Origin of the sequence: Bradyrhizobium sp. ORS 375, from assembly GCF_000239775.1 — a bacterium.
GTDB lineage: Bacteria > Pseudomonadota > Alphaproteobacteria > Rhizobiales > Xanthobacteraceae > Bradyrhizobium.
The window spans coordinates 1-26,345 of sequence record NZ_CAFI01000115.1 but is presented as its reverse complement, the minus strand read 5'-3'; the positions used below and the strand labels follow the sequence as shown (position 1 = coordinate 26,345).

Annotated in this window: 30 protein-coding genes; 17 read left to right on the top strand and 13 right to left on the bottom strand. The window is 66.5% G+C overall.

Going from position 1 to position 26,345, the window contains the following annotated elements:
* Positions 1-169: 169 nt before the first annotated feature.
* Positions 170-2,239, bottom strand: a complete 2,070-nt coding sequence (locus BRAO375_RS10335; RefSeq protein ID WP_009027411.1) for a methyl-accepting chemotaxis protein — start codon at positions 2,237-2,239, stop codon at positions 170-172.
* A 166-nt stretch (positions 2,240-2,405) separates the two neighbouring features.
* Between BRAO375_RS10335 and BRAO375_RS10330 the strand changes: the two genes are divergently transcribed.
* Entirely contained in the window at positions 2,406-3,182 is a 777-nt protein-coding gene (locus tag BRAO375_RS10330; RefSeq protein ID WP_009027410.1) for a transglycosylase SLT domain-containing protein, read from the top strand.
* 42 nt (positions 3,183-3,224) lie between these two features.
* Here the strand turns inward: BRAO375_RS10330 and BRAO375_RS10325 are convergent, their stop codons facing one another.
* A complete protein-coding gene (locus BRAO375_RS10325) occupies positions 3,225-4,934 on the bottom strand; it encodes an acyl-CoA dehydrogenase family protein (RefSeq protein WP_009027409.1) in 1,710 nt (569 codons plus the stop codon).
* Positions 4,935-5,177: 243 nt separating this feature from the next.
* Between BRAO375_RS10325 and BRAO375_RS10320 the strand changes: the two genes are divergently transcribed.
* The 3 genes from BRAO375_RS10320 (at position 5,178) to BRAO375_RS10310 (ending at position 6,218) form a co-directional block, all read left to right on the top strand.
* On the top strand, positions 5,178-5,462 hold the full coding sequence (locus BRAO375_RS10320) for a DUF2312 domain-containing protein (RefSeq protein WP_009027408.1): 285 nt from the start codon (positions 5,178-5,180) through the stop codon (positions 5,460-5,462).
* A 149-nt stretch (positions 5,463-5,611) separates the two neighbouring features.
* Complete coding sequence (locus BRAO375_RS10315; protein ID WP_009027407.1) at positions 5,612-5,962, top strand: zinc ribbon domain-containing protein YjdM; 351 nt, start codon at positions 5,612-5,614, stop codon at positions 5,960-5,962.
* Positions 5,963-6,026: 64 nt separating this feature from the next.
* A complete protein-coding gene (locus tag BRAO375_RS10310) occupies positions 6,027-6,218 on the top strand; it encodes a hypothetical protein (protein ID WP_009027406.1) in 192 nt (63 codons plus the stop codon).
* Positions 6,219-6,271: 53 nt separating this feature from the next.
* Here BRAO375_RS10310 and BRAO375_RS10305 read toward each other — a convergent pair whose 3' ends face one another.
* Positions 6,272-7,243, bottom strand: a complete 972-nt coding sequence (locus tag BRAO375_RS10305) for a VOC family protein (protein WP_009027405.1) — start codon at positions 7,241-7,243, stop codon at positions 6,272-6,274.
* Positions 7,244-7,757: 514 nt separating this feature from the next.
* On the opposite strand from BRAO375_RS10305, the gene BRAO375_RS10300 reads away from it, so the two are divergent.
* Together BRAO375_RS10300 and BRAO375_RS10295 are read left to right on the top strand one after the other, a co-directional pair.
* On the top strand, positions 7,758-7,928 hold the full coding sequence (locus tag BRAO375_RS10300; RefSeq protein WP_244423051.1) for a hypothetical protein: 171 nt from the start codon (positions 7,758-7,760) through the stop codon (positions 7,926-7,928).
* Between the two features lie 219 nt (positions 7,929-8,147).
* Positions 8,148-8,378, top strand: coding sequence for an FmdB family zinc ribbon protein (locus tag BRAO375_RS10295; RefSeq protein WP_009027403.1), 231 nt, complete (start codon positions 8,148-8,150; stop codon positions 8,376-8,378).
* Positions 8,379-8,405: 27 nt separating this feature from the next.
* On the opposite strand, the gene BRAO375_RS10290 is transcribed toward BRAO375_RS10295, so the two are convergent.
* The 9 genes from BRAO375_RS10290 to BRAO375_RS10255 form a co-directional block, all read right to left on the bottom strand.
* Entirely contained in the window at positions 8,406-8,837 is a 432-nt protein-coding gene (locus BRAO375_RS10290; protein ID WP_035639869.1) for a Rieske (2Fe-2S) protein, read from the bottom strand.
* A 178-nt stretch (positions 8,838-9,015) separates the two neighbouring features.
* Positions 9,016-9,738, bottom strand: a complete 723-nt coding sequence (locus tag BRAO375_RS10285) for a DUF3750 domain-containing protein (RefSeq protein ID WP_009027401.1) — start codon at positions 9,736-9,738, stop codon at positions 9,016-9,018.
* 124 nt (positions 9,739-9,862) lie between these two features.
* Positions 9,863-10,624, bottom strand: a complete 762-nt coding sequence (locus BRAO375_RS10280; protein ID WP_009027400.1) for an SH3 domain-containing protein — start codon at positions 10,622-10,624, stop codon at positions 9,863-9,865.
* A 126-nt stretch (positions 10,625-10,750) separates the two neighbouring features.
* Positions 10,751-10,900: a hypothetical protein gene (locus BRAO375_RS37940; protein WP_175345311.1), complete on the bottom strand. Its 150-nt coding sequence runs from the start codon at positions 10,898-10,900 to the stop codon at positions 10,751-10,753.
* An 18-nt stretch (positions 10,901-10,918) separates the two neighbouring features.
* Positions 10,919-11,908, bottom strand: a complete 990-nt coding sequence (locus BRAO375_RS10275) for a hypothetical protein (protein WP_009027399.1) — start codon at positions 11,906-11,908, stop codon at positions 10,919-10,921.
* Between the two features lie 93 nt (positions 11,909-12,001).
* Positions 12,002-12,817 carry a DUF2066 domain-containing protein gene (locus BRAO375_RS10270; protein WP_009027398.1) on the bottom strand — a complete coding sequence of 272 codons (816 nt, stop codon included), beginning with the start codon at positions 12,815-12,817 and terminating at the stop codon, positions 12,002-12,004.
* A 25-nt stretch (positions 12,818-12,842) separates the two neighbouring features.
* Positions 12,843-13,142: a copper-binding protein gene (locus tag BRAO375_RS10265; RefSeq protein ID WP_009027397.1), complete on the bottom strand. Its 300-nt coding sequence runs from the start codon at positions 13,140-13,142 to the stop codon at positions 12,843-12,845.
* A gap of 833 nt (positions 13,143-13,975) precedes the next feature.
* Positions 13,976-14,827, bottom strand: a complete 852-nt coding sequence (locus BRAO375_RS10260) for a 3-hydroxybutyryl-CoA dehydrogenase (RefSeq protein WP_009027396.1) — start codon at positions 14,825-14,827, stop codon at positions 13,976-13,978.
* Positions 14,828-14,938: 111 nt separating this feature from the next.
* Positions 14,939-16,048, bottom strand: coding sequence for a LysR family transcriptional regulator (locus BRAO375_RS10255; RefSeq protein ID WP_244423157.1), 1,110 nt, complete (start codon positions 16,046-16,048; stop codon positions 14,939-14,941).
* 25 nt (positions 16,049-16,073) lie between these two features.
* Between BRAO375_RS10255 and BRAO375_RS10250 the strand changes: the two genes are divergently transcribed.
* From BRAO375_RS10250 to BRAO375_RS10200, 11 genes are all read left to right on the top strand, one after another.
* On the top strand, positions 16,074-17,456 hold the full coding sequence (locus BRAO375_RS10250) for an MFS transporter (protein ID WP_009027394.1): 1,383 nt from the start codon (positions 16,074-16,076) through the stop codon (positions 17,454-17,456).
* 38 nt (positions 17,457-17,494) lie between these two features.
* Positions 17,495-18,592 (top strand): amidohydrolase family protein, encoded by a 1,098-nt coding sequence (locus BRAO375_RS10245; RefSeq protein ID WP_009027393.1) that lies wholly within the window; start codon positions 17,495-17,497, stop codon positions 18,590-18,592.
* Positions 18,589-19,686, top strand: a complete 1,098-nt coding sequence (locus tag BRAO375_RS10240; protein WP_009027392.1) for an amidohydrolase family protein — start codon at positions 18,589-18,591, stop codon at positions 19,684-19,686. The genes BRAO375_RS10245 and BRAO375_RS10240 overlap by 4 nt, the downstream gene beginning before the upstream one ends.
* Positions 19,683-20,096: a Rieske (2Fe-2S) protein gene (locus BRAO375_RS10235; protein WP_009027391.1), complete on the top strand. Its 414-nt coding sequence runs from the start codon at positions 19,683-19,685 to the stop codon at positions 20,094-20,096. The genes BRAO375_RS10240 and BRAO375_RS10235 overlap by 4 nt, the downstream gene beginning before the upstream one ends.
* Positions 20,097-20,207: 111 nt before the next feature.
* Entirely contained in the window at positions 20,208-20,669 is a 462-nt protein-coding gene (locus BRAO375_RS10230; RefSeq protein WP_009027390.1) for a hypothetical protein, read from the top strand.
* A gap of 115 nt (positions 20,670-20,784) precedes the next feature.
* Positions 20,785-21,249, top strand: a complete 465-nt coding sequence (locus BRAO375_RS10225) for a DUF2231 domain-containing protein (RefSeq protein ID WP_009027389.1) — start codon at positions 20,785-20,787, stop codon at positions 21,247-21,249.
* Positions 21,246-22,586, top strand: a complete 1,341-nt coding sequence (locus BRAO375_RS10220) for a PQQ-dependent sugar dehydrogenase (RefSeq protein WP_009027388.1) — start codon at positions 21,246-21,248, stop codon at positions 22,584-22,586. Before BRAO375_RS10225 ends, BRAO375_RS10220 begins: the two co-directional genes overlap by 4 nt.
* Before the next feature lie 32 nt (positions 22,587-22,618).
* On the top strand, positions 22,619-22,816 hold the full coding sequence (locus tag BRAO375_RS10215) for a hypothetical protein (protein WP_009027387.1): 198 nt from the start codon (positions 22,619-22,621) through the stop codon (positions 22,814-22,816).
* Positions 22,817-22,941: 125 nt separating this feature from the next.
* Positions 22,942-23,151, top strand: coding sequence for a hypothetical protein (locus tag BRAO375_RS10210; RefSeq protein ID WP_009027386.1), 210 nt, complete (start codon positions 22,942-22,944; stop codon positions 23,149-23,151).
* A 116-nt stretch (positions 23,152-23,267) separates the two neighbouring features.
* Positions 23,268-24,062 carry a DUF72 domain-containing protein gene (locus BRAO375_RS10205; RefSeq protein WP_009027385.1) on the top strand — a complete coding sequence of 265 codons (795 nt, stop codon included), beginning with the start codon at positions 23,268-23,270 and terminating at the stop codon, positions 24,060-24,062.
* A 28-nt stretch (positions 24,063-24,090) separates the two neighbouring features.
* Complete coding sequence (locus tag BRAO375_RS10200) at positions 24,091-24,624, top strand: DUF4142 domain-containing protein (protein ID WP_009027384.1); 534 nt, start codon at positions 24,091-24,093, stop codon at positions 24,622-24,624.
* A 94-nt stretch (positions 24,625-24,718) separates the two neighbouring features.
* Here the strand turns inward: BRAO375_RS10200 and BRAO375_RS10195 are convergent.
* Positions 24,719-26,345, bottom strand: a 1,627-nt coding sequence (locus tag BRAO375_RS10195; RefSeq protein WP_035639866.1) for a methyl-accepting chemotaxis protein, incomplete at its 5' end; no start/stop codon positions are given.

Sequence of the window (26,345 nt, the reverse complement as noted above, 5' to 3'; positions counted from 1 at the left end):
TCACTTCGGAGGGCCCATGATGAGCAGCACTCGGGCGCAGCACGCGCCGCGGGATCGCGCCCGCGTATTCACGCGCAGGCGCTCTGCTCGGTCAGCTGTTTGACGATCGTTCAGCGCATGGGCCGACGACGACGCGCGACTGCGTCGCCGCCTTCAGCGACCCGTCGCCTCACGCCTTGCGGACCGTGCCGAGGAAGCCCTCCACCGCGACGCGGAAACGATCCGCATCGGTGGACATGCGGCGCACCGAATCGACCATCGCCGCACCGGCGTTGCCGGTCTGGCGGTTGAGCGCGGCGACCGAGCCGATCGTGTCGGTGACCGCGCGGGTGCCGAGCGCGGCCTGCTGGAAGTTGCGCGAGATCTCGGTGGTGGCGGCGCGCTGCTGCTCGACGGCCGCGGCGATCGCCGTCATCTTCTCGTCGATGCCGGAGATGTTGAGGCTGATGGCGCGGATCGCCTCGACGGACTCGCCGGTCGCGGCCTGGATCTCGGCGATCTGCCGGGTGATGTCGTCGGTCGCGGTGGCGGTCTGCGACGCCAGGTTCTTGACCTCGCCGGCGACGACGGCGAAGCCGCGGCCGGCCTCGCCTGCCCGCGCCGCCTCGATGGTGGCGTTGAGCGCCAGCAGGTTGGTCTGGCTGGCGATCGCGGTGATCATCTGGACCACCTCGCCGATGCGCTTGGCGGCGCGGTCGAGCATCTCGACGGTGGCGTTGGTCTGCGCCGCGCGCTCGACCGCCTGGCGCGCATCGGCCGCGGAGGCCTGCACCTGGGCGGCGATCTCGGACACCGAGGCGGTCAGCTCCTCGGTGGCGGCGGCGATGGTCTCGAGGTTGCTCGTCGCGGTCTCCGCGGCGCTGGCCACGGCGGCGGTCTGCTCGGTGGATTCGTCGACCAGCTTGCGCACGTCGGTGGCGCTGTGATCGAGCTGGCCGGTGGAGTTGCTCATGCTGACGATGACCGCCTGCACCGTGTCGTCGAAGCTGCGGCAGGCGCTGTCGATCGCCTGCGAGCGCTCCAGCCGCCTGCCCTGGTCGAGCTCGCGCTCGCCGGCCAGCCGCTCGGCGATCGCGGCGCTCTCGCGCAGGCCTTCGAGGGCGGCGGCCATCGCGCCGAACTCGTCGGCATGGGCGAATTGCGGCACCGGGGTCTGGTAGTCGCGCTGGCCGATGCGCTGGATCGCCTGCATCAGCGCAGCCACGGGGCGCACCAGGCGGACGCGCACGGCGCGCAGCGCGAAGCCGGCGACGAAGAGCGCAGTGACGAAGGCGATCGACTGCACGATCAGGCTGGTCAGCGCCGCGGTCCTGATCGCCTCGGCGCGGGCGATCGAGGCGTCGAGCGCGGTCATGCCGATGGCGATGATGCCGTTGAACGGGCCCTGGCAGAATGCGTTCCACTCCGGCGCGGGCATGGCGGGCCTGCCGCTGCCGTCGAGGCTCTTGGTCAGCTGGTCCATGCGCTGATGGGCCGCCTCGACCTCGGCGCGCGAGGTCTTGACGACTGCGCCGAGTTCGGCGCTGCCGGCGCCGGCCAGCAGGTCCTCGAGGCCGGACCAGCCGGCCGCGACCGTGCCGCGCCATTGCGCGAGCGTGGTTTTCTGGGCCTCGTCGAGCGGCCTGGAAGCGTTGATATTGGGGCGCAGCGCCGAGCATTGCAGGCCGTAGCGGTCGCGGATCTGCCAGGCGAGGCGGCGGGCCTGCACCATCTTGGCGATGGTCGGGTCGGTCATCCAGGCGCGGTTCGAGACCGCAAGCGAGGCGGCATTGGCGGCGTCCAGCGTCTTGGTCATCGCGTCGTACCAGGGCTGGGTGCGGCTCAGCACGCGCTCCGCCTTGGGCTTGGCGGCCTCGTCGAACAGCAGCTTGAACTGCGGCACGGTGGCCTCCCAGGCGCTCTTCAGCCGAGCGACGAGCTCGTCGCGCTCGGGCATGTCGACGCCGGCGAGCGCCGCGGTGATACCGTCATGGCCCTTCAGCTCGACGCCCTGATATTCGGTCAGCCTGGCGCGCGGATCGTCCTCGCTGAGCAGCACGCTCTGCGTGTCGCCGCGGCGGGCGCGCATGACCAGGACGTTCTGGAAGATCGCCTTGTCGGCCGCCGCCAGCTGTTCCGTCGCCACGCTCTCGCGATACCGGCTCGCGGCGCCGCTCATCAGGATCGCCGTGGACACCAGGATGCCCGCCGCGAGCACCGACAACAGCACCAGCAAAAGGGTACTCACCGACTTGTTCATCACGCAATTCCCCACACCAGAAAGTGGAAGAATGGCGCATTTGCACAAATTCTTCCTTAACCATGCACCCGCCACACGGATCACCCGAGGTAATCAGTTGCCGAACATGTCTGCCCGATCGCAACAAATGGTGCGCAAGCCGCGTCGAGCGACACGCTGGCGTGCCATGCGGCGCGACGCGGCGCGGCTGACGCAACGCGGCGTGCGGTGGCTGCGGCGCAAGGCGGGCGCTGCGCCGCGCTGGGTGAAGCTCACCGTCGGGGCGGCGCTGGCGCTCGTGCTCGTCGCGCTGGCCAATCTGGCCTATCACGTGGCGCGCAAGCCGACCGAGCTGTTCGTCGTCGTCGGTCATTCGCTCGACAAGGAGCCGGAGGAAACCTGGCGGCAGTATGGGGCGCTGTTTCGTGACAGCGCGACCCGCGCGATCACCCCGGAGCTGCTGGCCGCGTTGGCGCAGACCGAGAGCTCGGGCAATCCGGTGGCGCGGACCTATTGGCGCTGGCGCTTCGCCTGGAATCCGTTCGCGGTCTATCGCCCCGCGTCGAGCGCGGTCGGCCTGTTCCAGATGACCGACGGCGCCTTCGCCGATGCCGCCGGCTTCTGCATCCGGGATCACGAGGTCACGAGCGATGGCTGCGGTTCGCCGAGCCTGTACGTCCGGGCGTGGCCGGCGCATGCGGTGGCGCTCACGGCGATCTCGCTCGACCGCCAGGTCGCAGCCGCACTGGCACGTCAGCCGGCCGCCAAGCCGACGACGCAGCAGAAGCAGGATCTCGCCGCCGTGATCCACCTCTGCGGCTCCGGCTCCGCGGCCGGTTTCATCCGTCGCGGCTTCAAGCCCGACGATGGCGAGCGCTGCGGCGACCATTCCGTCGCGCTCTATCTCGCCAACATCAATGCCATGAAGCGCGCGTTCAGGAAGCTGGCGGAGCGGCCGGAATGACGCGCGACCAAACGATAGGCGTGCCGCAGCGATGCCCGCGCCTCAGAGCAGTGTGGCGATGCCCTCAAGCGCAGCGGCTCCGCGCAGCGCCTCCGCGGCATGGTGGCGTGCGCGCCCCGTCAGCTCGCCGAGCTGAAAGCCGCCGAGCGCGCGCAGCCGGGCGGCGGCGGGCGTGTCGTCGTCAAGCGCGGCGAGCCGCGCCGCCGACCAGGCCAGCGCGGCGTCGATGGCGAGGTGCAGGAGACCTGTCGCGCCGGCCTCCGCGTCGCGCGGGGCATCGCGCATCCGGCCAAGCTGTCCCGCAATCGTCTCCAGCAGATCGATGATCTCTGTGGCGGCCGCAGCGTCTCGCCCCGCCAGCCGCGCAATGTCGGCCCGCGCCCGCCCCAGGAACACACGCAGCCCCTCACCGCCGTCCTTCCACAGCCTGCGGTGCAGGAGGTCGAGCCCCTGCATCCCGGTCGTACCCTCGAAGATCGGCAGCACGCGCGAGTCGCGCAGCAACTGCTCGACCGGCCAGTCGGTGGTGTAGCCGGCGCCGCCGAGCACCTGGATGGCGCTATCGGCGGTGGTGAAGGCGAGCTCGCCGCCGAGCGTCTTGACGATCGGCAGCAGCCATTGTGCCAGCGCCGCGCTGTTGCGGCGTGCCTCATCATCGGTCTCGGTCCGCGCGAGATCGGCTTCGACAGCGGCGACATAGATCAGCGCGCGGCTGGACTCGACGCCCGCCTGCATCGACAACAGCATCCGCTGAACGTCGGCGTGGTCGATGATCGGCGACGGTTGCGGCCCCGCACCGCCCTGCAGGCGCTGCCGCGCATAAGCGAGCGCGACGTCCGCGGCTGCGGAGGCGATGCCCAGGCCCATCGCGCCGACCGCCATCCGCATGTTGGTGATCATGACGAACATCTGCGCCAGCCCACGGCCCTCCTCGCCGAGCAGATGGCCCGTCGCATCCTCGAAGCCCATCGCGCAGGTCGGAGACAGATGCAGGCCGAGCTTGTGCTCGAGCTTGCGCACGATGACGCCGTTCGCGGCGCCGTCGATACGGTCCGGCACCAGAAACAGCGACAATCCCTTCGCGCCCTCCGTGCGAGCCAGCAGGCAATGCACGATGCGGTCGGTCAGGTCATGCCCACCGAACGAGATCCATTGTTTCTCGCCGGTGATCGACCAGCGGCCGTCGCTGCGTGGCACGGCCTTGGTGCGGATGCGGCTCGCGTCGGACCCGGCGCCGACCTCGGAGATGCAGATCGTCGCGCCCCACTCGCCAGCGACCAGCTTCGGCAGCCACTCGGCGCGGATCGTGTCGTCGGTCGTCCAGGCCTCGATCAGCCGCACCGCCGAGCGCACCGGCACCGGGAGCATACCGAAGGCGGCGCAGTGGCGATCGAACACCTCCTGCACGGCGACCGCGACGACCAGCGGCAGGCCCTGCCCGCCGAGCTGCTCGGGAAGATCGAGCGCGATCCAGCCGCCCTCGGCATATTCGCGCCAGACGTCGCGATGCAGCTCGGAGGTGACGACCGCGCCGTCGGCCAGCTGCGGCGCCGCGCTGTCGGATTGGGCGTTGAGCGCCTCGAGCCGATCGGCCGCGAACGAAGCGGCGGAGTCCAGGATCGCCGCGATCGTCTCGTCGCTGGCCTCGGCGAATCCGGCCGACAGCGCCCGCAGCCGGGCCAGACCAGGCAACGCCGCCAGCTGCGCTTGCAGGCTGGTGCAGTCGAGTGGCGGAATGCTGGCGCGTGTCATCTGTGTCGTTCCGAACGGAGTGGCGCGTGCCGGCGCGTTGCATCGCCGGCCGCTTTCCATAGCGGCTGAAACTCCGGTCGTCACGCCCGCCAACCCGGCCGAACGGCGCTGCGTGAGGTGCCGGCGCACGGCCGGTTCCTCGTTAAGCACGTCGCCGCGGCGGCTGTGCGCAAGCTCCGCGCATTAAGACATTGTCAACGAACTGCCGCGCATTTTCGGGGTCCCATTAGTGTAGGAGTCACCATGTCAGAGATCGGCATTCCCGGCGCGCGCCTCCGGTCCTTCATCGAGCGGATCGAGCACCTCGACACCGAATTGGCGGAGCTGAACGAGCAAAAGAAGGAAGTGTTCGCCGAGGCGAAGGGTGAAGGCTTCGACGTCAAGATCCTGAAGGAGATCATCAAGCTGCGGAAACAGGATCAGGACGAGCGCGACGAGCACGAGACGCTGCTCGACACCTACCTCCGGGCGATCGAGGCGGCCGAGACCGACCAGGGCTCCAAGGCCCCCGAGCGTAAGGCGGCGTGAGGCGCGCCCCTCGACGACCTCTTCCCTCGACACCCAGCGGCGCGCAGCCGACCTTTCCTGCGCGCTGCCCGTCTTCCGGGATTTTCCTTGCCCGGTTCCATCCGGGCCTCTAACGCTGCGGCACACTTTCCGCCGCGACCGAGGATGAGATGACCGACGCAACGACCTGCCCGCAATGCCGCTCCGAGCACGCCTATCAGGACGGCGCGCTGTGGGTCTGTCCGGAATGCGGGCACGAATGGAGCGGCGACGCTGCCATCGCTGCGGCCACCACCACCGACACCAGCATCCGCGACGCCAACGGCAATGTGCTCGCTGACGGCGACAGCGTCATCGTGATCAAGGACCTCAAGGTCAAGGGCTCATCCTCGACGGTGAAAGGCGGCACCAAGGTCCGCAACATCCGCCTGCAGGAGGCCAGCGACGGCCACAACATCGCCTGCAAGATCGACGGCATCGGCCAGATGAATCTCAAGTCGGAGTTCGTGCGCAAGGCTTGAGGCCAGCTCCTTCCCGGAACATTCGCGGCGCCGCGGCGTTCGCATGAACAACGGGAGAATGGCCATGCTGACGGACGACCAGATCGCGACGCTTTCGGACATCGGCCAAGCCATCGCGTTCTCGCCGGATCGACAGGACGAGATCGATGGCCTCATCCGCGAGGGCTACGTCGCCAAGGACGGCGACATCTACGAGCTGACCGCAAAGGGGCAGAAGGTGCTGACCGATCGCGGCGCCGGCCTCAACGAGGCTTGATCCGCTCCACGCGCTCGCGGGCGAACCGTCCAAGCGGCGATTTCGGGCAAGGATCACACACGGATCAGGCGAACCTTCGTACCCCAGGGATCGGCGGTCTCCAGGCCATTTGAGAGCGCCGTCACCCCCGCACCTGCCTGGCGCAAGCGCGCCTCCTGCGCAGCGACGACGTCCTCGCTGTTCACCTCGAATGAGAACCACGACAGACCGGTGGCGCCTTCGTCGCGGCGCCCGGCACCGGCGCTGCGCCAGGTGTTGGCGCCGATGTGATGGTGATAGCGCCCGGACGACAGGAAGGCCGCCCGATCGATCGTCCGCGTCGGATTGAGTCCGATCAGCCCGGTGTAGAAGCTGCTCGCTTGGCCGATATCTCCCACCTTGAGATGCACGTGGCCGATGCGAAGTCCGTCGGGTGCAGCGGCATAGTTGCTGGTGCGCGTATCGGTCAGCGCGACGAGATCGTCGATATCGAGCTGCTCCGTGCCCATCCTGACGGAGCCGTCGCGCCACTGCCAGAGCTCCGGCGCGCGGTCGGCATAGACCTCGACGCCATTGCCCTCGGGATCGTCGAGATAGACCGCCTCGCTGACATTGTGGTCGGCAAAGCCGGTCAGCGGCGTCCGGTTGCGCGCGACATGCACCAGCCAGCGGGCGAGGTCCTTGCGGGTCGGCATCAGAAACGCCGTGTGGAAAAGCCCAGCCGCGCGCGGCGACTCACGGCTGGCGTCGGGACGGGGCTCGAGCTCGACCAGCGGCACGCCGCCTGCCCCGAGCCGAACGGTCGTCTCCGTTCGCTGCAGCACCGAGAGGCCGATGACATCGCGGTAGAAAGCTGCGACCTTGTCGGCATCGTTTACGCGCAACGTCACCATGCCGATGCGAATCGGCGTCCGGCTCGCGAAGGTCGGGCCTGCGGACATACTCTCACCGCCGCCCTCGGCGCGCGCGGCCGCCGCGGCAGCCATCATCATGGAAGATGCACCGGCCAGTTTAAGCACAGCGCGGCGGGTCGGATCGGCAGTCATGAAGTCCCCCAGAAGCAACTGCCGTCTTCCTACGGAACCGCTGCCGGGTCACGCAAGCCCGCTGCCCAAATCGACCCGTCACGTGCGTGTGACGTCCACACGGCCAGCGCCGACCGCATTCGGAATTCAGCGATTCAGAGAACGGTATTTAGGCCTTCAGCGCTGCCACAGGTGAACGCTGCAAGACTGCGCATCCACTGCCCGCCGTTTGACATCGCTGAATGAGGTGCAAGGGGCGACCGAACAGCCCGGGCGCACTGACGCCCAAATGGCGAACTCATCAGCAGCTGTTAGCAACGATTTTGGCGAACGCTGAGTGACATGACGAGTGAATCCGTCACTCTTCTGTAGCCATCGAGTGACACCCGTAGCAATCCCTTCCGTAGCAGCACGGCCTGGATTCATGACTTGGCATGAACTCTGCTTTCTCGATCCTCACCGGGTCCCACTCTTTGGAGGCAGAATCAACGTGCTCGTCACTCTCGTCGCACTACTTTGCAACGGCCAGCTCTGCATGGAGAAGGTTGTTACCAACAGCGAGATGTCCGGCATCACGATGACATCATGCGCGGTCAGCGCGCAGATCGGAATCGCGGACTGGATGTCCAAGGGTCCGTATCACGAGTGGCGTTTGCAGAGTTACAAGTGCGTCGCCGGCAAATACGTGCCGAAGACGAACGCCTGATCGGCGTCCCCGGCCGGTGCTCGGGATGTCCCCGCACCGGCCGCCGGACCCGCCTGCGGCGCTGTCGACTGTTCGACGCGATGGCGTCGCGTTCGGCACATGGCTAGAAGCGACGAGCGTCTGTTTGCATGCAAATGAGCCCCGAATCGGCGCTTTCAGTGCCGTCTGGCGGCTGGCCCGCTTCATGCAATGTCCCCTTCCGCACAGGAGGGATGCGTCATGCCATTCTACAGCTTCCATTGCGCTGTCTGCGCGGAGGATGTCGAGCTGCTGATCGGGATTTCGGAGAAGCCGGTCTGCCCAACCTGCGGGGGGCGCAAGCTCACCCGCCTGCCCTCGCTGCCTGCACCACCCGCCCGCAGCCCCGGGTTGATGAAAGCCGCACGCGCCCAGGCGGCGCGCGAGGGCCATCTCAGCAATTTCAGCCGGACCGAACGAAAGAAGCGCTGATCGGCCGGCGCCGCGACCACGCTCGCCTCAATCCGAGTTGATCTGCACTTCCGGCACGTCATCCTCAGGATCGTCGATGTCGAGACCGTCCTCCTCGTCGAGGTCGATGCCGGACAGGCAGACGTCGCCGTCGTCGATCACGAGCTTGATCGGTGTCAGCTCCTGGCCCTGACAGGGCCCGATGAAGCACTTTCCGGTATCCAGATCGAATTGCGCGCCGTGCTGGCTGCAGAGGAGGAAATTGCCTTCCTCATCCATGAACTCGCCCGGCTTCTTGTCGAGACGGGCGCCCTGATGCGGACAGGCATTCTCGAAGCCGTAGAAGTTGTTGCCCTTGCGGGTGACCAGGATCGGCCACGGTTTTGCGCTGCCATCCGCGTCCCGTCGCTGCAGGACAAACCCGCGGGCCGCGCCGTCGTCCACCTCATAGGTCGCGCAGATCGCAAACAGCGTGTCCATCACCTGTCTCCCCTCGCCTCGTGTGGCGGATCTGACACTGGCGAACGAGCCCGGCCGAAGCCGATGCAAATGTCAAAGCCGGGACGCAGGCGGTCTGGCGCAGACGCGACATTGCGCTGTGCTCAGGGAGCGCGCAGCAAGGTGCATGCCAGCAGGTTGGTGGCGAGCCATCACGCCGTCAGGCCAGCGGCATTCCAAGTCGGCCGATACCGGGAAACTTCAGCGCCGGCCGCCGCAGATCGAGGCCGAGAACCCCGCCGAGCACGTTCAGCTCCAGCCCCTCGATCCAGCCGACCGTCAGGCCGACATAGCCGCCGAGCGACACGAAGAGACCGGTTCCAGAGGCCGTCCGCCCCCACCAGGCGTCATAGGGGAAGTCCTTCCCGATTGCGGTCGGCGGCAGCACGGCGTTCAATTCGGGAACGGCATTCAGCGCCGCCTGCACGAAGGTGTTCGAGTTCGGCCCCGGCCAGGCGTTGTAGTCGCCATAGGCGCGAAAGCGATACGACTCGATCACACTGCGGATCTTCGGGATCACGCGTTCGGCGTCCTCGCCATCGACGGCCAGCACGGTTTCGGGCAGCGCGCCGAACCAGCGTCCGTCCGGAGCGAAGCCGTCGACACGAATCGGCTCGCCCCAGGCCGTGTAGTCGTAGCGCCTATAGCGGGCGGCTCCCTTCTCCTTGACCACGATCCAGCTATGGACCGCAAAGATGCCGCGCCAGCGCACGGTGCGCGCAGCGAACACGCGGACCACAGCATCTTCGTGACGCGTCGGAGCCGGCAGCAGACCGGCGCTGGAACGATCTGCGGTCTGCCAGTTGCCGCGACGATCGCTGCGCAAATAGTTCGCGGCGGAGAGCGAGAGAGGGGCGATGATGAGCAGGAGAAAGACGAGCACGAGCTTTTTCACGGGAGAGCGAGACGATCGGAAATCCGGAGGATGTTCCGGATGTAGTGATCGTCCCCGCTATCGCCAACGGCCGCCCCGTGATGCGTTCCCGCTCGTCTGGTTCACGACATCGTCAATGCCGGCGGAAACCGCCGCCAGGACCGGACCTGCCACCGCCCCCTCCGCCGCGCGGCGCGCCCATGCTGACGCGTGGTGCACTGGCCATCATTGCGCCCATGCCGCCCATCTGTGCGCGGGCGCCCTGCGCTGGAACGTTCATCCGCCCGATCGGCGACGGCATGGCGGTCGCTGGTCTTGCGGCCTGAGCCGGCGTCGCGGCCGTCCCGGGTCCGACGCGCCCCATTGCCGACGCTGCAGGCTGCGTCCCAGCGGCAGCCGGGGCCGCAGCCGCGACAGGCTGCCCGACGCCGTGTGGACCGGGCCCGCGCATGGTCATGCCCGGTTGCGGCGGATTGTGAGCCATCATGGGCGGATGCTGGCGCCAGTACCGATTCCAATAGGCGTGCCGATGAAACCAGGGACGACCGAAGTAGAAGCTGCTCCAATAAGTGGTCAGCACGAACGGCGCGACCGGCACGTATTCGACATATTCGGGCAGATAGACGTATTGCTCGCGATAAAGATAGGCGAGCGCTTTCGCCGCGACCCAGCCCCGTTCGCCGGCGAAGCTCACATCACACCACGCGCCGCCTTCAATGCAGCCGTGGATGGTGACACGAGTGCCGGCAGGAATGCGATTGACCAGCGGAAAGCCCGGCCCGGGGCCCGCACGCATCGAGGCCGAGCTGCGCACCAGGCCGGGAGAGGCCGTCGCCAGCGACGTCGACGCAGCAACCAATAGCGCAGCAACGAGACACGTCCTGAGCTTCACCACGCGCACCTCCTATCCGTTTTGCGGAAACGATCGCGCCGCCACGCGGGCTCCGCATCCAATAGGATGGTGACAGGCTATCGCGGCAACCTCACGGCGCTCCGGTGGAGATGGTGATCACAGCGTGCCTCATTGCACGCGTTTGAAGGTGGGGAGGTCATTGCTGGGCTTCAGCGGCGACACCTCGACCTTGACCAAGGCCGGCGTCGAGACGAACCAGAGCGCCGCAACCGCGGCAATCACCGCCGCCGCTGCAATAGCGGATATCTGCTTCATCATCGTCCTCCGATGCGCCGATCAAGGACTGATGATCACGCCATGCCGCTGCCTGGACGGATGGTCGGCGGCGACCAGCGCCTGGACATCACTCGCGATGACCGCCTCGGGGAGCGGTACCGGCTCGAGGCCGGCGAAGCGGCGATAGAGCGCGCCCATGATGCCGCCATAGGTCAATGCCGGGAGCAGCAGGAACATCACCGGAAACACCGGCATGAACGGCATGATCAGCAGCACGAAGGCCACAGCCATCGCCGCACCGATCCCGGCATATTCATAGCCGCGCTGCCTGCCCAAGGCACGTGCGATGTGGTGCAAGGCGAGCACGAAGATAGCCGAGGGCACGCTCGTTGCGACCAGGATGGCCATGAACATCTGAGCCGGAATGGCCGCCGCAAGCAGCGGCCCCGTGCCGTCGGCGAGCGTCCTCGGCAGCAGCAGTGTGGTGATCGTGAACGACAGGATGGCCGTCAGCACGGCTGGCATCGTCGCCGCGATCGAAATCCCAGCCACCGATGTGCGAACCCGGATCGGGCCGTCGAAGGTTCGCGGACCTTCCTCTGCAGCAGCGCCGTCTCGACCGCGGCTCCCGCGCGACGGTGCAGGGACGAGCCCAGCGAATTGATGATAGAGAAAGCCGCAGATCATGCCGGCGACCGCAGGCAACAGACCGATCGTCAGCAACACCCCTGCCGCTCCGGGTGGCAGCGTCGCGCTGCTCAGGACGGCAATCGCGTAGCTCGCCGCGGACATCACGCCGCCCATCAGCCCATAGGCGATGCGGCTGGCCATCCGCGCCTGCTGCAGCAGCCAGTGGCCGGCGAACAGCAGCGCCGCATCGGTCGCGATGCGCTGGGCGTAGAGCATGACGACCTGATCCGGCACCGGAAGCTCGGGGGGCGACGCGGCCTGCAGGGCGAGCGCGGCCATCGCGACCAGTATCGCTTCGACCAAAGCGAGCGGGATCAGAGCCGCGAACAAGGCTTGCAGTGAATTCCTGACGACGTACATGTGCCCCTCCTCGCTCCAAACTAGAGGGGATGGATTACCGTCGGGGCGCCGAGAAATATAAAATGCGATGGGATCGCACGGTTGCATGTCCGATCATGGCTCACCGTTGCCCGACAGGATCTGTGCCACGCCGCCCAATGCGCGCCGGAACGCGTCGTCGAACGTCACCCCGCTGTCCCGCCAGCGGTGCTGCGCGCCCGCGGCATCGAGCTGCCATTGCGACACCCAGCGGAGCGCGTCATCGTCCCAGGTGAGGTGACCGCGCAGCCTCACTCCGGCGTCCGGCAGCGAGGCCGCCAGCACGGATGGCGGAAGCTCCGCACCGTCCATATCGACGCTGCCGGCCTGCGCACTGGTCGGGAGCACCACATCGAGGCCGCGCTTGCCGGCAGCCGCACGCAACGCGTCACGTTGCAGATCGGACTGCCGGTCGTCCGAGACGACCAGAAAGCGCCTGCTGCCGGAGGTCATGGCCACGGTCGCCCCGACCGGCGGCCGGGGGGCCAACCATGGCTTGACGCCGAGCTGCCCGAGCACGTCGTCGATCTTCGCGTGATCGAAAGATACGGTGAGATCATAGGGACGATCGCGCGTCCCCTGCTCGTCGTGCTTCGGCTTGCCTGACATCTGGTCATGATAGTCGAAACCCGTGACGAACTCGCGGGCACGCGCCTTCAAGGGGGTGAGCCGGACGTCTCCGCTGAGCTGATAGGCACCGGACACCTTGATCAGCACGTCCTCGAGACACAGTGCAAAACCGCCCAGGCGGTTGTCCTCGCCCTGCCCGGTCACGACGGTCTGCGCGGAGTAGAGATCGCCGGCTGTGGCGCTTGCGACTCCCCACAGGCCGGCAATCAGCCACAGCCCGAGACACCCTGCGCTCCAGTGCAGAATTCTGCGCCGTCCCATCCTGGCCTCGGACTCTCCAGACTTATTATTTCATTCGATCGAGCTTGATGATCGTCTTGGTCCCGGTGCCGTCGCTGGTCGAGAACGTCACGCGATCGCCGGCATGGACCTCCTCGATCATAGCATTGTCCTTGACCTTGTACTCCTCCGCAGCGGCCGGCGCATTGGCGCCAACGGTTCCATTCTGAACCCGCTTGATCGCCACGGTTCCGTTCAGGCGATTGATTCCCGTGACGACTCCCGTGGTACCCTGCTCGGCAGCAAGGACAGGCAGGGCCGTCGCGAGCGCCGCGACCGCGGCCAGAGTGATCGTTGCTGCTTTCATTGCTGTTCTCCTGCTTGTTCCGCGGCAGACAAGACGCCGCGCGTCTGTTTTGGTTCCGGCTGCCAGCCTATTTGCTGTAACTGTAATCGCACATGAACGCGGCGATTTGACCCGCCGCAATTCACGACGCTCGTCCCGCAACATCTTGCGCCGAGAGTCACCACGCGCGGGCGCGTGCGGCGCGAAGCCGCAGCATGCACGCGCCGATCAATCTCAAGCTTCGACCGAGCCGCGGACCGCATGTAGTCACTTTCCGACGTTTGTCATCCGATCCGAACCGTGCTGCTGACGCTGCTGCTGTAACGTCGAATTCATCATTGCGTCATGATGCGCCTTGACAGCATCGATCCACGGGAGGACGATCGCGTCATCGCTCGCCGACGTGGCCATCATTAGACCGCTGCGAAGATGGAGCGACAGCAAACGACCGGGATCGCAGGGAGGTTCGATGACTCCACCCTCGTATCAGACCCGCTGAATGCGGCGGTATCGCTTCGGACCACCGCAGAGCGGAAACGCACGAACGGCACGCCGGGCCGCGGCTTAGTGGGCTGCATCAGCGAGGCATGGCCCCTTGCCTGCCCGGCGCTGTGCCGTGAGATCTCCAGATAAATCGACCTGTTAGCTGCTCGCTATCGGTCTTGCTCTCGGCCAGCGGGTGCGTTGGGCTGTGCTCGCGTGTTTGCTGACACCCGCGCATGCTCTCGATGCGTTCCTGGATCGACCGCGGGATCGATCGCAGCATCGATCTCGAACCTCCCGCACGAGTCTCACGCCGCCAGCGCGCGGCAGATGCGTTCGCATCCGCCGCACGGCTTGGCTCTCTGCAGCAACTACTTGCTGTAGTCGTAAAATCCCTTGCCGGTCTTGCGACCGAGCTGACCTGCCGCGACCATCTCCTTCAACAGCGGCGCCGGCCGATATTTCGGATCGTTGAAGCCGTTGTAGAACACCTCCATCACCGACAGCATCGTGTCGAGACCGATCAGATCGGCGAGCGCCAGCGGTCCAATCGGATGATTGCAGCCGAGCTTCATGCCCTCGTCAATATCGGCGGCGGTGGCGATGCCTTCCGAGTACGCGAAGATGGCCTCGTTGATCATCGGGCACAGGATGCGGTTCACCGCAAAGCCCGGGCTGTTCTTCGCGGTGATCGCGACCTTGCCGATCCGCTTGGCGAACTCGACGGCGGCCGCATGGGTGGCATCCGACGTCTGCAGGCCACGGATCAGCTCGAGCAGCGCCATCATCGGCACCGGATTGAAGAAGTGCATGCCGATGAAGCGATCGGGCCGGTCGGTGGCGGTCGCGAGCTTGGTGATCGAGATCGACGAGGTGTTGGTCGCGATCAGCGCCTCGGGCTTCAGCCCGGCACAGAGGTCCTTGAGGATCTTGAGCTTGAGCTCCTCGTTCTCGGTCGCCGCCTCGATGACCAGGTCGCAGGCAGACAGCTTGGCCTTATCCGTGGTACCGGTGATCAGGGACAGCGCCTTGTCCTTGTCGGCGGCCGTCATCTTGTCCTTCTTGACCAGGCGGTCGAGGCTCGAGCCGACGGTGGCGAGCCCACGCGCGACCGCCTGCTCCGAGATGTCGACCATGACGATCGGGACGCCGGCGGCCGCGCAGACCTGCGCAATGCCGTTGCCCATGGTGCCTGCTCCGATGATGCCAACCGTCTGAATCATTGCCCATACCTCTTTCGCTTCATGTTCGCTTGCTGGGGCCGCGGCCCGCTGTCCACGGTTGCTTAACAGGCTATCGCCTCGCCCGGTAGCCCTGCGGAAATCCGCCTCGCGTCAGCCGGTGCCTAAATGCGCCGATTGTCCCGCCTCGCGGAAGGCGTCGCGGATCGTCGACAGCAACGTTTGCACGCGCGCCAGATTGGCGCGCGCCGTCGGCACCAGGGCCTTGACCCAAAGGTCGGGCACCACCACCTCGGGCAACACCTCGATCAGCGCACCGCTGCGCAGCCGCGAGGCCATAGCTGCGCGCGACGCGATGGCGATGCCGCCGCCGGCGCTCAAGCATTCAACCAGCAGCGCATGGTTGTTGGTCAGGAGGCGCGGCCGCACCGCGACCGTGGTGAGGCCGCTCTTGCCGTCGAAGGTCCAGACCTGGCCCATGGGCGCGAACACGAGGCAGTCGTGATCGGCCAGATCTCGCACATGGCGCGGCTGGCCCCGACGCGCGAGGTAGGACGGCGCGGCGCACAGCACGCGTGGATAGGCCAGCAGTGGCTCCTCGATCACGCCGTGAAACGACGACGGCATCATCGTCAGCACAATGTCGAAGCCTTCCTCGACGGGATTGACGGTGCGATCGACCAGCAGGGCGTCGAGTGTGATCCGCGGATACTTGGTCTGAAATGTCGCAAGCAGCCCGCAGAGATCGATGGCCATCTGCGAGCCCGGCGCCTTGATCCTTATCTGGCCCTCGATCTCGTCCGGCGATCGCTTCACGCCGGCAGCCATCTCGTCATACTCGCGGACGATCTGCTGCATGGTCTCGAGATAGCGTTCGCCGACCTCGGTGAGCTGCAGCCGCCGCGTGCTCCGGCGCAGCAGCTTGCACTTCAGCGACCATTCGAGCTGCGTCACGCGCTTGGTCACGACCGACGGCGCCAGCCTCAGCTGCCGCGCCGCCTCGGAGAAGCTGCCGCTCCGGGCCGTCGCCACAAACGCCTTCATGTTCAACAGGCTATCGCTCATTTCATCCGATCTGGAAAAAATGCTGTTCCAAAATAGCCTATTCTCGGTCGATCCCGAAGCAAATAGCCTACATCTGCAAACTGCTTTGGCCTCGGGCGCGTCCCCAGGTTGCGTCCAGACGCCGGCCGCTCCGCCCAGAATCGGTTGGCCGTCGCCAGAGTGGTTTGCAGCAAGCCGTCGCCCACGAACGGCAGACAAAAGGCCTTAGGGGGAAGGAGCGACCATGAGCGCCACCGCCGTCATTGACGTCAGCGACGTCATCGAGCGCCAGCGCCGCAACCGGCTGGTGCTCAAGGTCGTGATCCTGTCCACCACCATCATGTGCCTCGACGGCTACGACCTGCACGCCATGGCGTTCGCCGCGCCCTCGCTGATCCGCAGCTGGGGTATCGACAAGGCCACGCTGGGCGTGGTGTTCAGCGCCGGCATCTTCGGCATCCTCGTCGGCGGCCTGATCTTCGGCTCGCTCGGCGACCGCATCGGCCGGCGGCTCTCGATCGTCGCGGCCACGCTGACCTTCGGCGGCTTCAGCCTGCTGACCGTGTGGGCAGGCGATTTGAACACGCTCATCGCGCTGCGCTTCCTCGCGGGCATCGGCATCGGCGGACTGGCGCCGCTGTGCTACGCCCTCAATCTCGAATATGTGCCGGCCCGCTATCGCGGCACCGTAGTGGCCATCATCATGCTCGGCTATGTCGCTGGCGGCAGCGCCGGCGGACTGATCGCGGCCTGGCTGGTGCCGCATCTGGGCTGGCCGATCGTGTTCTGGATCGGCGGCGTGCTGCCGCTAGTCGCGGCCGTCGTCAGCTTCTTCATGCTGCCGGAGTCCATCAAGTTTCTCGTCGTGCAAGGGCGCCAGCCCGACGAGGTGGCGCGCCTCGTCAATTGCATCGAACCCAGCCTCGATGCGCAGCCGACCAGCCGCTTCATTGTGCAGGACGAGCCGCGCCCGGCCGGCAGCAGCATTGTGGCGCGCCTGACCGCGCTGTTCGACGGCAGGCTCGCGATCATCACGCCGCTGCTGTGGACAGCCTATATCGCCAGCTCGATGACCATGTTCTTCCTCAACAGCTGGACGCCCATCCTGGCCGAAGCCTCGGGCTATACGCCGGCGCAGGCGGCGTTCGGCCTATCCATGTTCAGCCTGGGCGGCGCGGTCGGCGCGCTGCTCGCCGGTGTCGTGCTCGACCGCTGGGGCGTGCTGGCCATCGCGGCGGTGCCGATGGTCGCTTGCCCGCTGGTCGCCTCGCTCGGCCTCGCCGGCTTCAGCGATGCGGGCTTCCTCGGCGCGATGCTGTGCGTCGGCTTCTTCGTGGTCGGCGGTCATCAGGGCCTGAACAGCGCCGTCGGACAGTTCTATCCCAGCGCCAACCGCTCGACCGCGGTCGGCTGGGCGCTCTCGGTCGCAAAGATCGGATCGATCGGAGGACCGCTGATCGCGGGCGTCCTGATCGCCCGCCATCTGCCGGCGTCCAGCCTGTTTCTGCTCGCGGCGCTGCCGCCGCTGGTGATGGCCGGCTGTGTCCTCGCGCTCGGCCTGTCGCAGCGCCGCCAGCCGCTCGCGGCGCCTGCGCAGGACGAGGCCAATCAGGCCGCGCCGGCCTGACGGCCGTCGTCCGCGGTGCAATTCGACAGGAGCCGACGATGAACTTGCCCTACCCCGGCGCGATCGATTGCGATCTCCACGTCCCGGCACCGACCATCGCGCAGCTGCTGCCCTATCTCGACGACTACTGGCGCGATCAGATCGTCAACCGCGCCCTCGACCGGATGCCGTTCGCGATGATGAGCTATCCGCCGAATGCGCCGATCAGCGTTCGCGCCGACTGGCGCGCATCCCAGGCTGCGACGGCGCTGGAGACGGTGCAGGCGCAGGCGCTCGATGCGTTCGGGGTGCAATACGCCATCGCCAACGTCATCCATGGCTGCGTCGCGCTCCACAATGACGACATGGCGGCGGCGCTGTGCCGCGCCGTCAACGATTGGCTGCGTGGCGAATGGCTGGAGCGCGAGCCGCGGCTGCGCGGCTCCATCCTGATCCATCCGCAGGACATCCCGCAGGCCGTCGCCGAGATCGAGCGTCTCGCCCCCGACGGGCGCTTCGTGCAGATCCTGATACTGGCGATGGGCGAGCGGCCGCTCGGCCGCCGCGATTACTTCCCGATCTACGCGGCCGCCGAGCGCCACGGGCTCGTCATCGCGGTCCATGCCGGGAGCACCTACCGCTACGCCCCGACCATCGTCGGCTGGCCCTGCTATCAGTTCGAGGACTACATCGCCCAGGCGCAGGCGTTCGAGAACCAGACGGTGAGCCTGATCGCCGAAGGCGTGTTCCAGCGCTTTCCCGGATTGAAGTTCGTCTTCCTGGAATCCGGCGTCAGCTGGCTGCCGGTGACGATGTGGCGCACCGACAAGACCTGGCGCGGGGCGCGGCCCGAAACGCCCTGGGTCGACCGCTGGCCGTCCGACATCATCCGCGACCATCTCCGGCTGACCACGCAGCCGTTCGATGCCCCCGACGCGAATGCGGTGGCGCAGACCATCGCGCGCATCGGCTCCGACGCCATGCTGCTGTTCGCGACCGACTATCCGCATTGGCAGTTCGAGGGCTGTGACGTGCTTCCCGACGGACTGCCGCCCACGCTGCTGCGGAAGGTCCTGATCGACAACGCGATCGCCACCTATCCGCGGCTTGCCCAGGACGCGCGCGGCACGGCGACGATCGAGGAGACGATCCGATGAATGCCCCCTTCCAGGAGATTCAGGCGCGGCAGACCTTCGCCGTGGTCGACTGCGACATTCATCCCGCCCATCGCACGCCGGGCGAGTTGCTGCCGTACCTCGAGCCGCGCTGGCGCGAGCACTATCAGACCTATGGCGTGCATGTGCGGCAGGCGCTGTCGAGCACGCTGATGTATCCGCGCATGATGGCCGCCGGCATGCGCGCCGATGCGCTGCCCGCGAGCGGACCCGCCGGTTCGGATCTCGACATGCTGCGCACGCAGCATCTCGATCCCGTCAACGTCGAGTTCGGGCTGTTGATGGCGCTGAGCAAGGGCGGCATGGAGGAGCGCAATCCCGACTTCGCCGCCGCCATGTCGCGCGCCACCAACGACTGGCAGATTGATCATTGGGTGCGGCAGGAGCCGCGGCTGCGCGCCGGCATCGTCGTGCCGCAGGAGTTTCCCGAGGCCGCCGTCGCCGAGATCGAACGCTGCGCGGCCGACCGCCGCTACGTCCAGATCATGCTGTCGTCGCGCCCGTCGGATCCTCTGGGGCATCCGCGCTACTGGCCGATCTACGCAGCGGCCGAGCGCGCCGGCCTGCCGATCGGCCTGCATCCGGTCGGCTACAATGGCGGCCATCCCTCGACCGGCTCGGGCTGGCCGACCTACTATCTGCAGGAGCACTACGTGTTCGTCGCCTGCATGGAGGCGCTCGCCGCGAGCTTCATCATCGGCGGCGTATTCGAGCGCTTCCCCGGCCTCAAGGTGGTGCTGGTCGAAGGCGGTTTCGCCTGGGCGCCGGCGCTGGCCTGGCGGATGGACAAGCATTTCGACAAGTTCCGCAAGGAAGTGCCGCATCTGAAGCAGCGCCCTTCGGACTACCTGCGCCAGCACATCTGGTGGACGACGCAGCCGATCGAGGAGCCCGAGCAGGCGCGGCACCTTCTGGAGATCATCGACTGGATCGGCTGGGACCGCCTGCTCTACTCGTCCGACTATCCGCATTGGGACTACGACAATCCAGGCTTCTCCTTCAAATTTCCGATGACCGAGACGCAGCGCCGCAAGATCTTCAGGGACAATGCGATGGCATTGTATCGTCTGTCATGAGCCGCCATGTCGTCTGTTCCGCCGACGAGCTGCCGCCGGGGACGCGACGCACGGCCTTCGTCGACGGCCGCGAGGTCGCGTTGTTCAACGTCGACGGCCGGCTGCATGCGCTTCTGAACCGCTGCCCGCACGGCGGCGCCCGGATCTGCACCGGTGTCATCACCGGGATCGCGCAATCCTCCGGTCCCGGCGACTATCGCCTGGAACGCGACGGGGAATTCTTGCGCTGCCCCTGGCACGGCTGGGAGTTCGAGCTGTCCACCGGACAGTCCTGGTGCGACCCACGTTCGACGCGACTGCGCAACTATGACGTCAAGCGCGAAGCCGGCGAGACCCTGGTCAAGGGGCCCTATGTCGCCGAGCGCTATCCTGTGGTCGTCGAGAACGACTACATCATCATCGAGCTCTGAGCACGCTCGACCGCGTCCGATCGCGCTCAGGAACAGATGTCGTACCCTCTCGTTGGTCTTACGCTCCGGCGCGATCAGTTCCGCCGAGCGTGACAGCATGGGAGGACCGACATGAACGGCGGAGCGGCAACATTCTGGGGCTGGGGCATCGGCATCGTCATTCTCGGCCTGGTCCTCGCATATGCAGCGACCCGATCCGGACGGCTGCGCCCGGGCGAGCGCGCCAGGCTCGATGAGAATACGCGCGCCTCCCTGGCGGCGCACGACCGCGCCGAGAGCGTCACGGGCGCCGGGTCTCGTCTGCCGGGCATGCAGAGCAACACGCCCTACGCCCTGCTCATCCCCATCGTGGTCGTCGCCGCCGCGATCGCGCTGATGTTCTGGTCGTTCGGCGGCGACAAGGCGCCGCGCCAGGACGCGCAGGCGGTCAACCAGCAGACCACCAATCAGCAGACTACGGGAAGCGCCGCGCCGAAGCAGAGCCAGCCGGCGGCTGCCGCTCCGACAGCACCGCGCAACGACACCGCCAGCGACAGCGCCCGCGGCAACGGCCCGCTGAACAAGAGCCATTGAGATCGAGCAGGCGCGAACCTTGAAGGCTCCATCGCGGCATCACCGTTCGGAACGCTCGTCGCGGCAGCAGGTTCTCAGGCCTGGGGTCCTGCTGCCCCACGCATAGGAGACTGTCTTGACGACCGTCGACACAAGCCGACCTGCCCTGGAGCCCACGGCGCGCATCGCGCGACATCCCATCCATCCGATGCTGGTGCCCTTTCCCATCGTCTGTTTCATCGGCGCCCTCGTCACCGACATTGCCTATTGGCGGACCTCCGAGATCATGTGGGCCGACATCTCGGCCTGGCTGCTGCTCGTCGGCTTGATCATGGGCATTCTCGCCGGCGTTGCCGGCCTGATCGACTTCCTGGGCAATCGGCTGATCCGGACCCAGACGCCCGCCTGGCCGCACATGATCGGCAATCTGATCGCGCTGGTGCTCGCCTTCTTCAACAACATGGTGCATGCGCGCGACGCCTGGACTTCGGTGGTCCCGACCGGACTGATCCTGTCGCTCGTGACCGTGCTGATCCTTCCCGTCACGGGCTGGCTCGGCTGGTCGATGGTCTACCGCCACCGCGTGGGAGTTGCCCGATGACCGGTTTCCGAACTCATCGCATCGCCCCGGTGCTCACGGGGGTGCTGCTCGCAATGACCGCCTTCATCCTCACCGGCTGCAACGAAGGCGGCGATCCCAAGGCGGAGGTCGGCGCGAACGTCAAGCTGCCGGCACTGACGCAATATCTGCTGCCGCCGATGAACGTCGCGACCGTCGTCGGCTGGAAGCAGGGTGAAACCCCGAAAGTCGCACCAGGGCTGAAGATCGAGGCCCTGGCGACAGGCCTGCAGCATCCGCGCTCGCTCTACACCTTGCCCAACGGCGACGTGCTGGTCGTCGAGTCCAAGGCCCCGCCTGCCCCGCCGGCGAAGCGTCCGAAGGACATCATCATGGCCTTGGTCGAATCCTGGGCAACGTCGGGCGGCAGCACGGGGCCGAGCAATCGCGTGACGCTGCTGCACGATGCGAACGGTGACGGGGTGCCGGAGCAGAAAAGCGTCTTCATCGACCACATGAACTCGCCCTTCGGCGTCGCGCTGGTCGGCAGCGACCTCTACATCGCCAACACCGACGCCATCGTGAGATACCCGTACACGCCAGGCGAAACGCAGATGAAGGACCCTGGGACGACGCTCACGGCGTTGCCGGGCGGTCCGATCGACCATCACTGGACCAAGAGCCTGACGGCGAGTCCGGACGGGCGGCTGCTCTATGTCGGCGTCGGCTCCAACAGCAACATCACCGAGAACGGCATCGAGGCCGAGAAGAACCGTGCGGCCATCCTCGAGGTGGATCGCACCACCGGTCGCTGGCGCATCTTCGCGAGCGGCCTGCGCAATCCCAACGGATTGAGCTTCGAGCCGCAGAGCGGCGCGTTGTGGACGGTCGTGAACGAGCGCGACGAGATCGGTCCGGACCTCGTGCCGGACTACATGACCTCGGTGAAGGACGGCGGCTTCTACGGCTGGCCCTATAGCTATTACGGCCAGCACGTCGATCCGCGCGTGCACCCGCAACGGCCGGATCTGGTGGAGAAAGCGATCGTCCCCGACTATGCGCTGAGCTCCCACGTCGCGCCGCTCGGGATGACGTTCTACACCGCAAATGCGCTGCCGCAGGCCTATCGTGGCGGCGCCTTCGTCGGCGAGCACGGCAGCTGGAATCGGACGCCGCTGAATGGCTACAAGGTCGTCTACGTGCCTTTCTCCGGAGGCAAGCCCAACGGCGAGGCGCAGGATGTCGTCACCGGCTTTCTCAACGATCACAACGAGGCACGCGGCCGGCCGGTCGGGCTCGCCGTCGACAAGACCGGCGCGCTGCTGATTGCCGACGACGTCGGCAACACGGTCTGGCGCGTGACGGCGTCCGGCAGCTGACCTCGTCCTCACCAGCAACGAAGGAGAATGCAATGGGACTGGCACAATATGCGATCGTTGCCGTCGGCGATCACTACAGCGTGCTGCATGACGGCAATACACATGGCGACTACGCGACGAGAGAGGCCGCCTTCGAATCGGCAGTGGCCGCCGCCACCCTGGCCCTCAAACAGGGTCACGAGGTGCATGTCAGCGTTCCCGGCAACGACCCCGAGCGATCGAACAACTAACAGGGAGAGCCTGATGTCGCGGGTTCCAGGTGCCCTCCAGCGATCGTGACTCTGCACGCTAACGTGGGTTAGCGACACGATCGCGCTGACGTCGCAAGCTCCTGCGGAGGGAACAGGAGGTTGCCATGACGCTCAAGAGAAACCGACGCAAACAGACCATCTCGTTCGCCGACCGCCTGCAGCAAGCGGCGACAGCTGCGCGCGATGCGGCCAAGCTTCTCCCGGCCGGGCCGGAGCGCGAAATGATGCTGAAGAAGGCCATTCAGGCCGAAACCGCCGCGCACATCAATGAGCTGTTGAGCGCGCCGATCATGCAGGCCGCCGCCGAACGCTGACCGCTTCGTTGGCGGTTGAATGGTGGCCAGCCTGCGGTCATCCCCGCCGGCTTTGGAACCACGGTCCGGCGGAACGCTTCTGAGTCGACACAGTCGTGATCTCGGCGAGGCAGTGAATGGCAAGGGTCGTAGTCGGCACTTCGGGTTGGCACTACGACTCCTGGCGTGGCCCGTTCTTCCCGCCCGGCCTGCTCATTAAGCATCAGTTGCGCTACTACGCCAGCCAGTTCGAGACGACCGAGCTGAATGGCGTGTTCTATCGGACGCCAACCGAGGCCGCAGTTCGCGGCTGGCGCGATCAGACCGGCCCCGATTTCGTCTTCGCCTGGAAGGCATCGAAGTTCATCACGCATTGGAAGCGTTTGTCGGAGCGCTCCGTCAACAGTCTCGAGCTGATGGAAAGCCGGCTGAAACTGCTTGGCGACAAGGCCGGCCCCGTGCTGTTTCAGCTGCCGCCGCAGTTCGAGGCCGATCACGATCGGCTGGCATCCTTTCTGCGCCTCGTCCCCAGACATCGGCGCTACAGCTTCGAGTTCCGGCACTCGAGCTGGTACACGCCTCCCATTATCAAGCTGCTCAGAGAGGCCAATGTCTCCTTGTGCCTGTCGGACCATCACGATGCGCCGGCACCATGGCGACGCACGGCCGACTTCGTCTATGTGCGCGGCCATGGTCCAGGCGGACGCTACAAGGACAATTATCCAGCCGCGACGCTGAAGGCGTGGGCCAAGCGGATCAGGACCTGGTCGGCGCACGGCATCGACGTGTTCGTCTACTTCGACAACGATCAGAAGAGCGCAGCACCGGCCGATGCCCTGCAACTGCGTGCGCTACTCGACGGGCCGCGTAGCCGCTCGCGCGCCGCGTCCCGCCGGAGTTCTGCGGAACATCGTACCCAGCTCTCGGTTTAGTCAGCAACCTGACACGAGAGGACCAATCATGAAGCGCACAATCATCGCAATCAGCTGCCTGATGCTGGCCGGACCGGCTCTGGCGCAATCGGTCGGAGAAAAGACCGGCGTCAACTCGGCACTCGGCATCACGCCGAGCACGGAGGACTTCGTCAAGCAGGTCGCGATCAGCGATATGTTCGAGCTGCAGTCGAACCAGCTCGGCGAGCAGAAGGGCAACGCGCAGGAGAAGAGCTTCGCCGCCCAGATGGTGAAGGATCACACCAAGACATCGAGCGAGCTGAAGAGCATGGTGAGCAGCGGCAAGGTCAAGGTTCAGCTGCCGGTGGCGCTCGACAGCGCGCACCAGAGCAAGCTCGACAAGCTGAAGGGGGCCGAGGGCAAGGATTTCAGCGCCGATTTCGACGACATGCAGGTGAGCGCCCACAAGGACGCCGTGTCGCTGTTCGAGCGCTACGCCAAGGGCGGCGACAATCCGGAGCTGAAGGACTGGGCCGGCAAGACCCTGCCGGCGCTGCAGCATCATCTGGAGATGGCGCAGAACCTCAGCAAGGCGAAGTAAGCGTCGACAATCGCCCTGCTTTGAAATGACAAGAGCGCCGGACCCTGGAGGTCCGGCGCTCTTCTTTTTTCATGACGTCACGTCAGCTTGGCGCCTACGCCGCGCGGACGGAGCCGAGGAATCGCGATACTTCAAGCTTTAGGCGGCTGCTCTCGCCGGCCAGCGATTTCGCAGCATCCAGGACCTGCGTCGAGGCCTGGCCGGTCGCGCTGGCGCCGCGCTGCACATCGGTGATGTTGGACGAGACCTGCTGCGTGCCATGCGCGGCCTGCTGGATGCTGCGAGAGATCTCCTGGGTGGCGGCGCCCTGCTCTTCCACCGCGGAGGCGATCGTCGAAGCAATCTCCGACATCCTCTCGATGGTCTCGCCGATCTCCCTGATCGCGTTCACCGACTCCTGGGTCGCGGCCTGGATGCCGTTGATCTGCTGGCTGATCTCGTCGGTCGCCTTTGCCGTCTGCTCGGCCAGCGCTTTCACCTCCGACGCAACGACCGCGAAGCCGCGCCCGGCCTCGCCGGCACGCGCCGCCTCGATGGTGGCGTTCAGCGCCAGCAGGTTGGTCTGGCCGGCAATCGAATTGATCAGCTCCACGACATCGCCGATGCGACCGGCCGCCTTGGCCAGCTCGCCCACGCGGTCGTTGGTGCGCTGCGCCTGCTTGACCGCCTCGTTGGCAACCCGCGCGGAGTCCTGCACCTGGCGGCTGATCTCGGTCACCGAGGACGACATCTCCTCGGTCGCCGACGCCACCGACTGCACATTGGTCGAGGCTTCCTCCGATGCGGAGGCGACGGTGATGGCCAGCCGCTCCGACTGCTCCGCCGTGGCCGTCAGCGTTCCTGCCGAGCTTTCGAGCGCGGTCGATGCCGACGACACCACCTCGACGATCTCGCTGATGATCGTCTCGAAGTCGCGAGTAATGGTGTCGACCCGCTGCCCACGCTGGATCTTGGCCTCCGCTTCGACGGCAGCAGCGCGATCCGCAGTCTTCTTCGCCACCAGCGCATCCTTGAACACTTGGAGCGAGCCGGCCAGGGTCCCGATCTCGTCCTGGCGGTCACTCGCGGGAATGCTGACCTCGTCACGGCCGGCGGCCAGCTCACCGACGACATCGGTCAGGGCCGCCAGCGGGGCGATGACACGGCGGCGAAGCATGAAGGTAACGACACCCAGCAGGCCGAGCAGCCCGACCACGGCACCGGCTCCGACAGCGAGCATCAGGAACGCGTCGTCGCGCGCCGCTTCCGCGCGCGCCTTCGCCTCGGCGATGGCATTGTCGCGAACCGTCAGGAACTTGCCGATCGGCGGCACGACGGTCCCGCCCAGTTGTTCGGGCGTCAGCGTGTAGCTGGTGTTGTTGCGGGACGCTGCGATCTCCTTCTCGATCAGTCCGGCGGCGTTGTTGAAATAGGCGTCGACGGCCTCGGTCATCGCCTGGGCCACCTTCGGAGGATTGCCGAGCTGGTCAATGCTCGACTCGATCCGTTCGCGGTCGACCTCGACCCGCCCCTGCGCGCGATCGATGTTCGACTGCTCCGCCACGCTCAGCGGACGCTTTGCGCCGAGGGCCGGAGCCAGCATCGCGGCACGGCCGCCCGCCGTGATGCGCAGGTCCTGGGTGATGCGCGCGATCGACAGCAGCGGCGTCAGCGAGGCGTCGGCGCTCGCGACGCGGTTCTCCAGACGGTTGAGCAACGGCTCGATCGTTTTGAGCACGTCG